The sequence below is a fragment of the Curtobacterium sp. MCLR17_007 genome, from assembly GCF_003234655.2.
Taxonomy (GTDB): domain Bacteria; phylum Actinomycetota; class Actinomycetes; order Actinomycetales; family Microbacteriaceae; genus Curtobacterium.
This window is the reverse complement of sequence record NZ_CP126271.1, coordinates 2,309,902-2,323,326: the sequence shown is the minus strand read 5'-3', so window position 1 is coordinate 2,323,326 and position 13,425 is coordinate 2,309,902. Positions and strand designations below refer to the sequence as shown.

The 13,425-nt window shown below is 71.4% G+C and carries 14 protein-coding genes; 12 read left to right on the top strand and 2 right to left on the bottom strand.

All coding sequences use genetic code 11. From position 1 onward, the window contains the following. Positions 1 to 25 precede the first annotated feature (25 nt). From leuC to DEJ13_RS10975, 6 genes are all read left to right on the top strand, one after another. Positions 26 to 1,465 (top strand): 3-isopropylmalate dehydratase large subunit, encoded by a 1,440-nt coding sequence (leuC, locus tag DEJ13_RS11000; RefSeq protein WP_111108164.1) that lies wholly within the window; start codon positions 26 to 28, stop codon positions 1,463 to 1,465. Then, positions 1,465 to 2,061: a 3-isopropylmalate dehydratase small subunit gene (gene leuD / locus DEJ13_RS10995; protein WP_111108165.1), complete on the top strand. Its 597-nt coding sequence runs from the start codon at positions 1,465 to 1,467 to the stop codon at positions 2,059 to 2,061. The genes leuC and leuD overlap by 1 nt, the downstream gene beginning before the upstream one ends. Then, positions 2,061 to 3,428: a UDP-N-acetylglucosamine 1-carboxyvinyltransferase gene (gene murA, locus DEJ13_RS10990; RefSeq protein WP_056126083.1), complete on the top strand. Its 1,368-nt coding sequence runs from the start codon at positions 2,061 to 2,063 to the stop codon at positions 3,426 to 3,428. Before leuD ends, murA begins: the two co-directional genes overlap by 1 nt. 1 nt (position 3,429) lies before the next feature. Continuing rightward, on the top strand, positions 3,430 to 4,236 hold the full coding sequence (locus DEJ13_RS10985) for a lysophospholipid acyltransferase family protein (protein ID WP_258374207.1): 807 nt from the start codon (positions 3,430 to 3,432) through the stop codon (positions 4,234 to 4,236). A 97-nt stretch (positions 4,237 to 4,333) separates the two neighbouring features. Then, positions 4,334 to 5,347 (top strand): NAD(P)H-dependent glycerol-3-phosphate dehydrogenase, encoded by a 1,014-nt coding sequence (locus DEJ13_RS10980; RefSeq protein ID WP_111108171.1) that lies wholly within the window; start codon positions 4,334 to 4,336, stop codon positions 5,345 to 5,347. A 29-nt stretch (positions 5,348 to 5,376) separates the two neighbouring features. Further along, positions 5,377 to 6,477 carry a D-alanine--D-alanine ligase family protein gene (locus DEJ13_RS10975; protein ID WP_111108166.1) on the top strand — a complete coding sequence of 367 codons (1,101 nt, stop codon included), beginning with the start codon at positions 5,377 to 5,379 and terminating at the stop codon, positions 6,475 to 6,477. A 93-nt stretch (positions 6,478 to 6,570) separates the two neighbouring features. On the opposite strand, the gene DEJ13_RS10970 is transcribed toward DEJ13_RS10975, so the two are convergent. Next, positions 6,571 to 7,047, bottom strand: coding sequence for a DUF3515 family protein (locus tag DEJ13_RS10970; protein WP_111108167.1), 477 nt, complete (start codon positions 7,045 to 7,047; stop codon positions 6,571 to 6,573). Between the two features lie 24 nt (positions 7,048 to 7,071). On the opposite strand from DEJ13_RS10970, the gene thiL reads away from it, so the two are divergent. Then, positions 7,072 to 8,061 carry a thiamine-phosphate kinase gene (thiL, locus tag DEJ13_RS10965; protein WP_284158057.1) on the top strand — a complete coding sequence of 330 codons (990 nt, stop codon included), beginning with the start codon at positions 7,072 to 7,074 and terminating at the stop codon, positions 8,059 to 8,061. A gap of 246 nt (positions 8,062 to 8,307) precedes the next feature. Here the strand turns inward: thiL and DEJ13_RS10960 are convergent, their stop codons facing one another. Beyond that, the gene (locus DEJ13_RS10960) at positions 8,308 to 8,871 is read right to left on the bottom strand and encodes an RsmD family RNA methyltransferase (protein ID WP_111107813.1); all 564 of its coding nucleotides are present in this window, start codon (positions 8,869 to 8,871) and stop codon (positions 8,308 to 8,310) included. A gap of 205 nt (positions 8,872 to 9,076) precedes the next feature. Between DEJ13_RS10960 and DEJ13_RS10955 the strand changes: the two genes are divergently transcribed. From DEJ13_RS10955 to rnc, 5 genes are all read left to right on the top strand, one after another. After that, entirely contained in the window at positions 9,077 to 11,236 is a 2,160-nt protein-coding gene (locus tag DEJ13_RS10955; protein ID WP_111107841.1) for an ATP-dependent DNA helicase RecG, read from the top strand. 29 nt (positions 11,237 to 11,265) lie between these two features. After that, the gene (gene coaD / locus DEJ13_RS10950; RefSeq protein ID WP_056126075.1) at positions 11,266 to 11,757 is read left to right on the top strand and encodes a pantetheine-phosphate adenylyltransferase; all 492 of its coding nucleotides are present in this window, start codon (positions 11,266 to 11,268) and stop codon (positions 11,755 to 11,757) included. A gap of 156 nt (positions 11,758 to 11,913) precedes the next feature. Further along, complete coding sequence (locus tag DEJ13_RS10945) at positions 11,914 to 12,417, top strand: YceD family protein (RefSeq protein WP_502868695.1); 504 nt, start codon at positions 11,914 to 11,916, stop codon at positions 12,415 to 12,417. Positions 12,418 to 12,444: 27 nt separating this feature from the next. Then, the gene (gene rpmF, locus DEJ13_RS10940) at positions 12,445 to 12,648 is read left to right on the top strand and encodes a 50S ribosomal protein L32 (RefSeq protein WP_056126067.1); all 204 of its coding nucleotides are present in this window, start codon (positions 12,445 to 12,447) and stop codon (positions 12,646 to 12,648) included. Positions 12,649 to 12,660: 12 nt separating this feature from the next. Continuing rightward, positions 12,661 to 13,422 (top strand): ribonuclease III, encoded by a 762-nt coding sequence (gene rnc, locus DEJ13_RS10935; protein ID WP_111107842.1) that lies wholly within the window; start codon positions 12,661 to 12,663, stop codon positions 13,420 to 13,422. Positions 13,423 to 13,425: the final 3 nt, after the last annotated feature.

Here is a 13,425-nt window from a genome sequence, read left to right as displayed (position 1 = left end):
GGACGAGATGAAGGGCAGGACCGTCATGGGCAGGACGCTCGCCGAGAAGGTGTGGGACGACCACGTGGTCGTGAAGGGCGAGGACGGCAACCCGGACCTCCTCTACATCGACCTCCACCTGGTGCACGAGGTGACCAGCCCGCAGGCCTTCGACGGGCTGCGCCAGGCCGGACGTCCGGTCCGGCGTCTCGACCTCACCATCGCGACCGAGGACCACAACACCCCGACGCTCGCCATCGACCGGCCGATCGCCGACCCGACCAGCCGCACCCAGATCGAGACCCTGCGCCGCAACTGCGAGGAGTTCGGCGTCCGCCTCCACTCGCTGGGCGACAAGGAGCAGGGGATCGTGCACGTGGTCGGTCCCCAGCTCGGGCTGACCATGCCCGGCATCACGGTCGTGTGCGGCGACTCGCACACCTCGACCCACGGGGCGTTCGGCGCCATGGCGTTCGGCATCGGCACGAGCGAGGTCGAGCACGTCCTGGCCACGCAGACCCTGCCGCTCAAGCCCTTCAAGACGATGGCGATCACCGTCGAGGGGGCGCTGCGCCCCGGCGTCACGGCGAAGGACGTCATCCTGGCGGTCATCGCGAGGATCGGCACCGGCGGCGGGCAGGGCTACGTGCTCGAGTACCGCGGCTCGGCGATCCGGGCGCTCTCGATGGAGGGCCGGATGACCATCTGCAACATGTCGATCGAGGCCGGTGCGCGTGCCGGCATGGTCGCGCCCGACCAGACCACGTACGACTACGTCCAGGGCCGCGACCACGCACCGACCGGGGCCGACTGGGATGAAGCGGTCGCCTACTGGGACACCCTGGCGACCGACGACGACGCGGTCTTCGACGCCGAGGTGTTCATCGACGCCGACGCGCTCGAGCCCTTCGTCACGTGGGGCACCAACCCCGGCCAGGGCGTGTCGCTCTCCGAGTCGGTGCCGAACCCGACGGACTACGCGGACCCGAACGACCAGGCTGCAGCGCAGCGCGCGCTCGAGTACATGGACATCGAGGCCGGCACGCCGATGAAGGACATCGCGGTCGACGCGGTGTTCATGGGCTCGTGCACGAACTCCCGCATCGAGGACCTGCGGGCCTTCGCGTCCGTGATCCAGGGCCGGACCAAGGCGGACGGCGTGCGGGTGATGGTCGTCCCGGGCTCCGCGCGGGTCCGGCTCGAGGCCGAGGCCGAGGGGCTCGACAAGGTCTTCACCGACTTCGGTGCGGAGTGGCGCTTCGCCGGGTGCTCGATGTGCCTCGGCATGAACCCCGACCAGCTGGCGCCGGGGGAGCGCTGTGCGTCGACCTCGAACCGCAACTTCGAGGGACGCCAGGGCAAGGGCGGCCGGACCCACCTGGTGTCCCCGCTCGTCGCCGCCGCCACGGCGGTGCGCGGCACCCTGTCCAGCCCGTGGGACCTCGAGTCCACCGAGGCCGAGGCCGTCCTGGAAGGAACCCACTGATGGACAAGATCAGCACCGTGACCGGCATCGCCGCGCCGCTCAAGCGCTCGAACGTCGACACCGACCAGATCATCCCGGCCGTGTACCTGAAGCGCGTCACGAAGACGGGCTTCGAGGACGCGCTGTTCTCCGGCTGGCGGCAGGACCCCGACTTCGTCCTGAACCAGGAGCGCTACCAGGGCGCCCGGGTGCTCGTCGCCGGGCCCGACTTCGGCACCGGGTCGTCCCGCGAGCACGCCGTGTGGGCGCTGCGCGACTTCGGGTTCTCCGTCGTCGTGTCGCCCCGGTTCGCGGACATCTTCAAGGGCAACGCTGGCAAGCAGGGCCTCGTCACGGCGATGGTGACCGAACCCGACGTCGAGCGTCTGTGGGCCGAGATCGAGGCGAACCCGGGGATCGAGGCGACGGTGGACCTCGTGACGCAGCGCGTGTCGCTGGGCGATGTGGACGTGGCTTTCGAGATCGACGCTTACACTCGTTGGCGGTTGATGGAAGGGCTCGACGACATCGGGCTCACCCTCCGTGACGAGACCTCGATCACGGAGTTCGAATCCCGCCGGGCAAGCTGGCGGCCGAAAACATTGCCGGTGAAGTAGTGAACTCTCTCGTACAGGACGCAGCGGCCGCAGGGGCGCGCGTGGGACTCAAGTCGGACGAGATCGTCATCCGCGGTGGCAAGCCGCTGGTCGGACGCATCGAGGTCCGTGGCGCGAAGAACCTCGCGACGAAGGCGATGGTCGCGTCGCTCCTGGGTGACACGCCGTCGATCCTCAAGGACGTGCCGGACATCTCCGACGTCAAGGTCGTCCGCGCGCTGCTCGAGGTGCACGGCGTGCGCATCACCGATCCTGCACGAGGCGAACTCATCCTCGACCCGTCGAACGTCGAGTCGGCGCACTTCGCCGAGATCGACGCGCACGCCGGGTCCAGCCGCATCCCGATCCTGTTCTGCGGCCCGCTGCTGCACAAGCTCGGCGAGGCCTTCATCCCCGACCTGGGTGGGTGCCGCATCGGCGACCGCCCGATCGACTTCCACCTCGACGCCCTGCGCGCGATGGGGGCCGTGGTCGACAAGCAGATCTCCGGCATCCACATCACGGCGCCGAACGGCCTCAAGGGCGCGAACATCGAGCTGCCGTACCCGAGCGTCGGTGCGACCGAGCAGGTCCTGCTGTCCTCGACCCTGGCCGACGGCGTGACCGAGCTGCGCAACGCCGCGATCGAGCCCGAGATCATGGACCTCATCGCGATCCTGCAGAAGATGGGCGCGATCATCACGGTCGAGCCCAGCCGCACGATCTTCATCGAGGGCGTCAAGTCGCTGCGCGGCTACACCCACCGGGCGATCAACGACCGCAACGAGGCCGCGAGCTGGGCCTCCGCCGCGCTCGCGACCAACGGCGACATCTTCGTCGAGGGCGCGAAGCAGCAGGAGCTCATGACGTTCCTCAACGTCTTCCGCAAGGTCGGCGGCGGGTTCGACATCCAAGAGGACGGGATCCGGTTCTACCGCGAGCTCGACGTCCTCAAGCCCGTCGTCATCGAGACCGACGTGCACCCGGGCTTCATGACCGACTGGCAGCAGCCGCTCGTCGTCGCGCTGACGCAGGCCGAGGGACAGAGCGTCGTGCACGAGACCGTGTACGAGAACCGCTTCGGCTTCACCGACGCCCTCAACGAGATGGGTGCCGACATCGTCGTGCACAAGGAGGGGCTGCCCGGGCACGACCGCCGCGTCGCCCGTCGTCCGTTCGAGCAGGCCGCGGTCGTCACCGGCCCGACCAAGCTCCACGGCGCCAACGTCCGCGTGCCCGACCTGCGCGGCGGCTTCAGCCACCTCATCGCCGCGCTGACCGCCGAGGGCGAGTCGCACATCACGAACGTGGGCATCATCAGCCGCGGGTACGAGCACTTCATCCCGAAGCTGCGGAAGCTCGGCGCGGACTTCGACTTCGCCGGCTGACGTGGCGGACGACACCACCGGCGGGCGCTCGCTCGACCGCGTGACCACCGGTCTGCCCAACCCCGGGCGACGGTGGAAGCGCGGCGAGCGGAACACCGCCTTCCGGATCACCTCCGTGTTCGTCATCCCGCTGTTCCGGTGGGTGTCGGCCTACCGCTGGCACGGCCCGAACCGCCTGCCGGAGCACGGTGCGTTCGTCGTGGCGCCGAACCACTACACGAACATCGACCCGCTGGTGGTCGGTACCGCCGTGTGGGTCAGTCGGCGGCTCCCGCGGTTCCTGGCGAAGGCCTCGATCTTCCGCGTGCCCGTCGTCGGCAAGCTCATGACCGGCATGGGACAGATCCCCGTCGAGCGGTCCGGCCGGACCCGGCTGAACGACCCGCTCGGCGGTGGACGGAGCCTGGTCGAGCAGGGCGGCGCGGTGATCGTCTACCCCGAGGGCACCCTCACGCGGGACCCCGACCTGTGGCCGATGCGCGGCAAGACCGGGGCGGCACGGATCGCGCTCGAGAATGACGTGCCGCTGATCCCGATGGCCCACTGGGGCACGCAGCGGATCATGCCGCGGTACTCCAAGAAGCTCAACCTGTTCCGCCGCGCGCACGTCGACATCCTGTTCGGCGAGCCGATGGACCTGTCCGCGTACCGCGGCCGCCCGCTCGACCAGCAGGTCCTCGGCGAGGTCACCGAGCAGCTCATGGCCGAGATCACCGCGCTGGTCGAACAACTGCGCGGCGAGACGGCTCCGGCGGAACGCTGGGACCCGTCCGCGAACCACCAGAAGGAGACCGGCAAGTTTGAGTGACTCGACCGGGGCCCCCGGCCTCCGCCCGCACGACGACCACCCGGACCCCACCGCCGCTGCCCGCGGTGCCGTCGACACCGCGGCCATCCGCGTCGTGATGCAGTCGACCGACAAGCCGCGCGTGGCCGTGATCGGTGCCGGCAGCTGGGGGACCACCTTCGCGAAGGTGCTCGCCGAGGGCGGTGCGTCCACGGTCGTGTGGGCCCGGCGTCCCGAGGTCGCCCGCGAGATCACCGAGACGAAGCGGAACTCGGAGTACCTGCCCGGCATCAACCTGCCCCGCACGCTGACCGCGTCGACGTCCCTGGCGGCGGTGCTCGACGGTGCCGAGCAGGTCTACGTCTCGGTCCCCTCCCAGACGCTGCGGTCGAACCTCGCCGCGATCCGCGAGCTGCTCCCCGCGGGCGTGCCCGTCGTCAGCCTGATGAAGGGCGTCGAGAAGGGCACGGGTCTGCGCATGAGCGAGGTCCTGCTCGAGGGGCTCGGCATCGAGCAGGACCGGATCGCCGTCGCGAGCGGGCCCAACCTGGCGCTCGAGATCGCCCGGCGTCAGCCCACCGCGGCCGTGGTCTCCTCGTCGAGCGCGGACACCGCCAGCGCGGTCGCCGCGGTCGCGACCAACCCCTACTTCCGGTCGTTCATCAACACGGACGTCATCGGCACCGAGTTCGGCGGGGTGCTGAAGAACCTGATCGCCGTCGCGATCGGCATCGTCGACGGTGTCGGCTACGGCGAGAACACCAAGGCGTCGATCATCACGCGCGGCCTGGCCGAGATGACGGAGTTCGCGGTGTCCCTCGGGGCGCAGCCGTCGACCCTGTCCGGGCTCGCGGGCCTCGGCGACCTCATCGCCACGTGCCAGTCGCCGCTCTCGCGCAACAACACCGCGGGCCGGCTGCTCGGGCAGGGCTACCGCTTCGACGAGGTCGTCCGGCAGATGAACCAGACCGCCGAGGGGCTGGCGTCCGTCGCGCCGATCCTCGAGCTCGCCGCCGCGAACGGTGTCGACATGCCCATCGTGGGGCAGGTGGCCGAGGTCCTCGCCGGTAGGCTCGATCCGCGCAACATCGCGCCGCACCTCACCGAGACCGACGAGCCCCAGGGCGAGTGACCGGTCCGACCAACCGGACTGGAGCGCCCATGAGCCAGAACGCCCCCGCCCCCACGACCGTCGTCGTCGTCCTGTTCGGCGGTCGGTCGAGCGAGCACGAGATCAGCTGCGTGACCGCCGGCGGCATCATGGACGCCGTCGACCGCGACGCGTACGACATCGTGCCGGTCGGCATCACGAAGGACGGCGCGTTCACGCTGCAGTCCGACGACCCGACGCAGTGGGCACTGCGCGGTGACGACCTGCCCGTCGTGCCCGACAACGGCACGCGCGTGCGGTTCCCGACCGCCGCAGAAGCCCGGGCGTTGACCGTCGAGCACGCCGACGGCTCGGTCACCACCGTCCCGGTCGACGTCGTCTTCCCGATCCTGCACGGTCCCTTCGGCGAGGACGGCACGATCCAGGGCATGCTCGAGACCGCCGGGCTGCCCTACGCCGGCGACGGGGTGCTCGCCAGTGCGCTGGCGATGGACAAGCACGTCGCCAAGGCCGTCCTCGAGCACGCGGGCCTGCGCGTCGCGCCCTGGACCACCGTCCTGCGACGCGAGTGGCTCGCGGACGAACTCGGGGTCGCCGAGACCATCGCCGCCCACGGCTGGCCGCTGTTCGTCAAGCCCGCCCGCGCCGGGTCGAGCATGGGCGTCTCGCGCGTCGACGGGCCGGACGAGCTGGCAGCGGCGATGCACCTGGCGTTCGAGCACGACTCGAAGGTGATCGTCGAGCCCCGGGTGGTCGGCCGCGAGGTCGAGGTCGCCGTGCTCGAGGGCCGTGACGGTGTCCCGCGCACCAGCCTGCCCGGTGAGATCGTCGTCGCCGAGGACGGCTTCTACGACTTCGCCGCCAAGTACCTCGGCGGGGACGAGCAGCTGCTGTGTCCCGCGCCCCTCACCGACGTCGAGACCGACACGATCCGCTCGATCGGTGCCCGCGCGTTCGAGGCCATCGGCGGCTCCGGCCTGGCGCGCGTCGACTGCTTCCTGACTGATGACGGCTTCGTCGTGAACGAGGTCAACACGATGCCGGGCTTCACGCCGTTCTCGATGTACCCGCGCTGCTGGGCAGCGACGGGACTGAGCTACCCGGAGCTCGTGACCGAGCTCATCGAGCTCGGCCGGGTCGCGGTGCGCTGACGCGCGTCCGACCGGACTGGAGGCCCGGTGCCGGACCGGCACGGGGCCTCTGGTCCGATGGGTGGTCGCGCGGTCCGTTGGGTGGTCGGGCCGTCAGCCGTTGACGTCCGACGGGTCGAGGCACTTGTGCCCGTCCTTCGGCAGCGAGGACACGGCGGTGCCGATGTCCTGCAGGACCTGGTCCGTCGTCTTCGTCGAGTCGATGACGACCTGCACCGCAGGGTCGCGACCGAAGGTCGTGTAGATGACCCGCTTGCCCTCGTCATCGCGGATCCAGTCGACCGTGCCCTTCGTGAAGCACGGCAGGTCGGAGACCGTCGGCACCGCGACGCCGCAGTGGTAGAGCGCCGCGGAGGGGTCGCCCCACGCAGCCGTCGCCTGGGCGTTGGTGTTGCGGAGCGCGTACTTCGAGTCCACGGTGTCGGGCAGGCGGACCTGGGCGGTGGCGCAGGCGGCGGCGTTCGCGGATGGTGCGGCGGTCAGCGCGACGGCGTTCGTGCAGCCCGTCAGCCCCGCGGCCAGGGCGACCGTCACACCCAGGGCGGCGAGGAAGCGGCGTGCGGTGGACATCGACGTCCAGGCTACCGTTCTCGTGTGGACGCAGCGGACGTGTGGACCGGACCGACGGTGGGGGAGCTCGGGGAGCTCGCGGTGCTGGAACGCGTGACCGCACGGCTGCCGTCCGGCAGTCCGCTGGTCGGGCCCGGTGACGACTGCGCCGTGGTCGCGGCACCCGACGGTCGGTTCGTCGTAACGACGGACATGATGGTGCACGGTCCGGACTTCCGGTGGGCATGGTCCTCGCCCGAGGACGTGGGGTGGAAGGCCGCTGCGACGAACCTGTCCGACGTCGCGGCGATGGGCGCGGTGCCGACCGGGCTCGTCGTCGCGATCGCCGCGCCGCAGGACACCCCGGTGGCGGCGCTCGAGGGCATCGCGGACGGGTTCCGACTCGCCGTGGACGCGCTCGCGCCCGGCATCGGCGTCGTCGGGGGCGACCTGTCGACGTCGTCGGCGTTCACCCTCGCCGTGACGGCGTTCGGCGATCTGCAGGGGCGGGCGCCGGTGCTCCGGACGGGAGCACGCGTCGGCGACGTGCTCGCGGTCGCGGGGGAGCTCGGGGCGGCGCGGGGGCTGGGGCGGCTGTTCCGGTCCGGGGTCGACGGTGCAGGCGCTCCGTCTGCGACGGCGGTGCGGGCGAACGGGCTCGACGAGGACCCGGACGTCGCGCGGCAGCGTCGCCCGGTGCCGCCGATCGGGTCCGGGAGCGCTGCTGCCCAGGCGGGCGCGACGGCGATGCTCGACCTGTCGGACGGGTTGGCGATCGACGGCGGGCGCCTGGCCCGTGCGAGCGGCGTGACGCTGTCCCTCGATGCCGGTGTGGTCGACGACGACGCGGCGCTGCACGGCGGCGAGGACCACGGGCTGCTCGCGACCTTCCCCGCGGACGTCGTGCTGCCCGCGGGGTTCCGGCGGCTCGGCGTCGTCGTGGCGCGCGGGGCGGCGGACGTCCTGCGTGCGGGGGAGCCGGTGCCGACGACGGGGTGGGACCCGTACGCGGACTGGGACGGTGCCGCGGGCTGAGGCGGTGTCGCTGCGTTCGTCCGCAGGTTTCGACACGGCACGAGGCGTTCGACGCGTGCGGTGTCGTTGCTTGCGGATGCATGGGATGCGTCCGCATGTCCCGACACGGCACGAGGTGTTCGACGCGTGCGGTGTCGTTGGTTGCGTCTGCATGTTCCGACACTCGGAGGGCCACCGGAACGACACGGCCGGTGTCGTCCGACGTCGGAGTCGTCGCGCGGGGCGGGGCTCGCGGACGGGCGCGGCTCAGCCCGCGGCGACCACGGCTTCCCACGCCACGGTCTCGCCGTAGCTGCGCTTGCTGAACGGTTCGAGACCGGCAGGCCACGTCGGCTCGGGCGACCGCTTGCTGCGCTCGACGACCACCACGGCGTCGGGGGTGAGCTTCGGTGTGAGGGTCTCGAGCACCTCGGTGATCTCGGTCTCGGCGACGTCGTACGGCGGGTCGATGAACACGAGGTCGAACGTGCGGACGGTCCCGCGCAGGAACCCGAGCACGGGCTGCGCGAACACGTCGATCCGCACGCCCTTGACGCGCTGCTGCACGGCACGGGCGTTCTCGCGACAGGCGGTCGCCGCCGCCGGCGCCCGGTCGACCAGGACGACCTCGACCGCCCCGCGCGAGGCCGCTTCCAGCCCGAGCGCACCCGTCCCCGCGTACAGGTCGGCCACCGACGTGTCGTCGACGAGCCCGCGCGACTGCAGCGACGAGAACAGCGCCTCGCGCACGCGGTCGCTGGTCGGGCGGGTGCCCGACTTCGGCACCCGGAGCGTCAGGGAGCCGGCGCCACCGGCGATGATGCGGGTCATGGAGCAACCGTAGCGGCCGTCAGCGCCCCGACCGGAGTTCTCCACAGGCCGCCCGGGAGGCTCGTGACGCGTCGGCGGTGACGGGTACCGTTGCCCTGTGGTCACCTCCCGAGCCGCCGCACCGGCGGGCGCGCCCGCCGACGGCACAGCCGGCTCTGCTGCCCCCGCGGCGACGGAGTGGGGCGCCGCCCCGCTCGACACCCGCCTGGCGAACGTCCTCGGCGGGCGAACGGCCAAGGCGATCGAGAAGGCGTTCGGACACCGCACCGTGGGCGAGTTCCTCGAGCACGCACCCCGCCGCTACGCCGAGCGCGGGGCCCTGACAGCGCTCGACTCGCTCGCGATCGGCGAGTCCGTGACGATCGTGGCCGAGGTCGTCGACGTGCGCGAACGCACCATGCGCCAGCGCCGCGGATCGATCCTCGAAGCCAAGATCGGCGACGGCAAGGGGCTGCTGACGCTGACCTTCTTCAACCAGGGTTGGCGGACGAAGGACCTGGTGGTGGGCGCCCGCGGCATCTTCGCCGGCAAGGTCGGTGACTACCGCGGCGCTCGGCAGCTCGCGCATCCCGACTACGAGCTGTTCGACGCCGACGACCCGCGCGCCACCGCCGACCCCGAGTCGGACGAGGCGATCCGGTTCTCGCGGCAGCCGATCCCGATCTACCCGGCGACGGCGTCCCTGTCCTCGTGGCAGATCGCCAAGGCCATGGCGGTGGTGCTCGACACCCTGCCGGACATCGCCGACCCCGTGCCGTCCTCCGTGCGGACACGCCTGGACCTCGTGCCCTTCCGTCGCGCCCTGGAACTGCTCCACCGGCCCGAGAAGGTCGCCGACTTCAAACGCGCGCAGGACGCCCTGCGCTACCGCGAGGCATTCGTCCTGCAGACCGCCCTGGTCCAACGACGCATCGCGGCCCGGGCGACCGCCTCGACACCCCGCACCGCCTCGCCCGGGGGGATCCTCGAGCGGTTCGACGCCATGCTCCCGTTCACCCTGACCGACGACCAGCAGACCGTGGGCGCGGAGATCGCGCAGGACATGGCCGGCTCGTGGCCGATGCACCGGCTGGTCCAGGGCGAGGTCGGCTCCGGCAAGACGCTGGTGGCGATCCGCGCGATGCTGACCGTCGCCGAGTCCGGGGGGCAGTCCGCCCTCATCGCCCCGACCGAGGTCCTGGCCGCGCAGCACCTGCGCTCCATCGTGAAGTTCCTCGGCCCCGACCTGGCGGCCGAGCTCCGCCCGGTGATCCTGACCGGTTCGCAGTCCACTGACGAACGCCGCCGGGCACTGCTGGCCGCGGCGTCAGGGGGGTCGCGACTGGTGGTCGGCACGCACGCGCTGCTCGGCGACCGCGTCGACTTCGCCGAGCTCGGCCTGGTGGTCGTCGACGAACAGCACCGGTTCGGCGTCGAACAGCGTGAAGCCCTGCGGACGAAGGGCCGGACGCCACCGCACGTGCTGGTGCTCACCGCGACGCCGATCCCGCGCACCGTGGCGATGACGGTGTTCGGCGACCTCGACGTCTCCACGATCGCCGGCATGCCGTCCGGACGTGCCGGCGTCGAGACCCACGCGGTCGGACTCGCCGAGCACCCCGCGTGGGAGTCCCGCATCTGGACCCGCATGGCCGAGGAACTCGCGACGGGTCGTCAGGCGTTCGTGGTCTGTCCCGCCATCGACGACGCCCACGCCGAGGACGACGGCGAGCCCGCCCCGCCGACCGAGGGCGACGACGCACCGAAGCACGCCCCGGCGACCGTCCTGGCCACCGCGGAGCGGATGCGCACCATGCCGGTCCTGCAGGGCCGCCGCATCGAGGTCCTGCACGGCCGGATGTCGGGCGACGAGAAGGACCGGGTGATGACGGCGTTCGCGGCCGGCGACGTCGACGTCCTGGTCGCGACCACCGTGATCGAGGTCGGTGTCGACGTGCCGAACGCCTCGATGATGGCGATCCTCGACGCCGACCGGTTCGGCGTCTCCCAGCTGCACCAGCTCCGCGGCCGCATCGGCCGCGGACAGTGGGCGGGCGTCTGCCTGCTCGTCACCACCGCCGAGGCCGAGACCCCCTCGCGCGAACGCGTCGACGCCGTGGCCGCGTCGGACGACGGGTTCGAGCTCGCCCGGGTCGACCTCGAGCTCCGCCGCGAAGGCGACGTCCTGGGCGAACGCCAGTCGGGCGGGCGGTCCTCGCTCAACCTCCTGCGTGTCGTCCGCGACGCCGACCTGATCATGGACGCACGTGCTGAGGCCGAGCGGCTGCTGGAACGCGACCCGGGCCTCCAGGACCAGGACGAGCTGCGCGACGCGCTCGCGCGACGGCTCGACGAGTCCGACGCGGCGTTCCTCGGCAAGAACTAGCCGCCGGCCCTGCCGGTATCGTCGCTGCCATGGCGCAGATCGCGGTGGTCCCCGGTTCCTTCGACCCCGTGACCCTCGGGCACCTGGACGTGATCGGCCGCGCCGCCGGACTGTTCGACGAGGTCCACGTGCTCGTCGTGCACAACCCCGACAAGAAGACCGCGATGTTCGACGCGCCCGACCGGGTCCGGCTCATCGAGGAGTCCCTGGCCGAGGTCGGCGCGCCGGACACCATCCGGGTCGGGGAGTGGACCGCCGGGTTGCTCGTCGACTACTGCCGCCAGGTCGGCGCCTCGGTCCTGGTCAAGGGCGTCCGGTCCGGCGAGGACGTCGCGTACGAGACACCGATGGCGATCATGAACCGGCACCTGGCCGACGTCGAGACGGTGTTCCTGCTGCCCGACGCCTCGCGAGCGCACGTGTCGAGTTCCCTCATCCGCCAGGTCGCGACCCTCGGTGGTGACGTCGCGCCGTACGTCCCCGCAGTGGTGGGCGAGGCACTCCGGCGCCGACTCGCCTGACCCGGCACCCGGGCACCGGGCACCAGGCGCCGGCACCGGGCACCCGTCGCCCGGCACCGGCACGGCGCTCGCCACGCCGCTCCTCGACGTGTGCTCCGGTCCGCGCTAGGATGGTCGATCGTGTCTTCCCCCGTGAACAGCCCCTACGCCCTGCGCGTGCGTGACCTCGCGCACCGCCCGGGCGAGATGCGCGAGCACACGCTCGACATCACCGTCCCCGAAGCCCTCGGTGCCGGTGTCGTCGCGGTCCAGGAAGGCGCCGAGATGCACATCGAGCTCCGGCTCGAGGGGCTCCACGAAGGGGTGCTCGTCTCCGGACACGCGTCGGCCGAGGCGACCGGGCAGTGCTCGCGCTGCCTGATCGACATCGCCGAGCCCGTCGAGGTCGATTTCGCCGAGCTGTTCGCGTATGATCCCTCGGAGGATTTCGACTTCCATGTTCACGAAGACCACGTGGATTGTGAACCGGTCGTTCGAGACGCGGTGGTGCTGTCGCTGCCGTTCCAGCCGGTCTGTCGACCGGACTGCCCAGGACTCGACCCGGTGACGGGCGAACGACTGGCAGATCTGGGTGATCGCCCGGCGTCCGCGCCGACGGATCCCCGCTGGGCCGCGCTCGACGGACTCACGTTCGACGGCGACCGCACCCCCACCGACTGACCACCGACCAACCGAAAGAGAACCACCATGGCCGTTCCCAAGCGCAAGCAGTCCCGTGCCAACACGCACGCCCGTCGTTCGCAGTGGAAGGCCGCGCCGGTCCAGCTCGTGAAGACCATCGAGAACGGCCAGGTCACCTACAGCCTCCCGCACCGCGCGAAGGTCGTCGAGGACTCGGCCGGCACCCCCCTGTACATGGAGTACAAGGGCCGCAAGGTCGCCGACGTCTGAGTGACGACACGCATGAAGGCGACGTCCGGTTCCACGGGGTCCAACCCCGCGGGGTCGGACGTCGTCCGTCTGCAGGCCCTGTTGGGCGTGCAGGTCGACCCTGAGCTGCTCCAGCTCGCCCTGACCCACCGCTCGTTCGCGTACGAGCACGGCGGGATCGGGCACAACGAACGTCTCGAGTTCCTCGGGGACTCGATCCTCGGTCAGGCCGTCACGGTCAAGCTCTACCGCGACTTCCCGGACCTCGACGAAGGCGACCTGGCCAAGCGACGTGCCAGCCTCGTCTCGACAGTCGCCCTCGCCGAGATCGCCCGGCTGAACGGCCTCGGTGCCTTCATCCGGCTGGGCAAGGGCGAAGAACTGACCGGGGGCCGGAACAAGTCCTCGATCCTGGCCGACACCGTCGAAGCCGTCATCGGTGCGACGTACCTGTCCGCCGGCCCGGACGAGGCCACCGCGCTCGTCCTGCGCCTGGTGCAACCGCTGCTGATCGACCCGGACCGCTTCGGCGCGGCGATGGACCCCAAGACGAGCCTGCAGGAACTGGCCTCGGCGCTGTCCCTCGGCAACCCGGCCTACCGGGTGACCGAAGAGGGCCCCGACCACGACAAGCTGTTCCACGCGACCGTGGTGCTGCAGGGCGAGGACATCGCCACGGGCTCGGGCACGAGCAAGAAGACCGCCGAGATGGCCGCCGCACTCGACTCCTGGACCCGCCTGTCCGGGCGCAGCACCGACGCCGCAGCCACGGCACCCCCGCCCTCCGAGGCCTGACCA

Bases quoted from the DNA above. Each gene is read 5' to 3' on its own strand.
- rpmF (WP_056126067.1), top strand. From the start codon at position 12,445: ATGGCCGTTCCCAAGCGCAAGCAGTCCCGTGCCAACACGCACGCCCGT.
- DEJ13_RS10975 (WP_111108166.1), top strand. From the start codon at position 5,377: ATGAGCCAGAACGCCCCCGCCCCCACGACCGTCGTCGTCGTCCTGTTC.
- leuD (WP_111108165.1), top strand. From the start codon at position 1,465: ATGGACAAGATCAGCACCGTGACCGGCATCGCCGCGCCGCTCAAGCGC.
- coaD (WP_056126075.1), top strand. From the start codon at position 11,266: ATGGCGCAGATCGCGGTGGTCCCCGGTTCCTTCGACCCCGTGACCCTC.
- DEJ13_RS10970 (WP_111108167.1), bottom strand. From the start codon at position 7,047: ATGTCCACCGCACGCCGCTTCCTCGCCGCCCTGGGTGTGACGGTCGCC.
- leuC (WP_111108164.1), top strand. From the start codon at position 26: ATGGGCAGGACGCTCGCCGAGAAGGTGTGGGACGACCACGTGGTCGTG.
- rnc (WP_111107842.1), top strand. From the start codon at position 12,661: ATGAAGGCGACGTCCGGTTCCACGGGGTCCAACCCCGCGGGGTCGGAC.
- DEJ13_RS10960 (WP_111107813.1), bottom strand. From the start codon at position 8,871: ATGACCCGCATCATCGCCGGTGGCGCCGGCTCCCTGACGCTCCGGGTG.
- DEJ13_RS10980 (WP_111108171.1), top strand. From the start codon at position 4,334: ATGCAGTCGACCGACAAGCCGCGCGTGGCCGTGATCGGTGCCGGCAGC.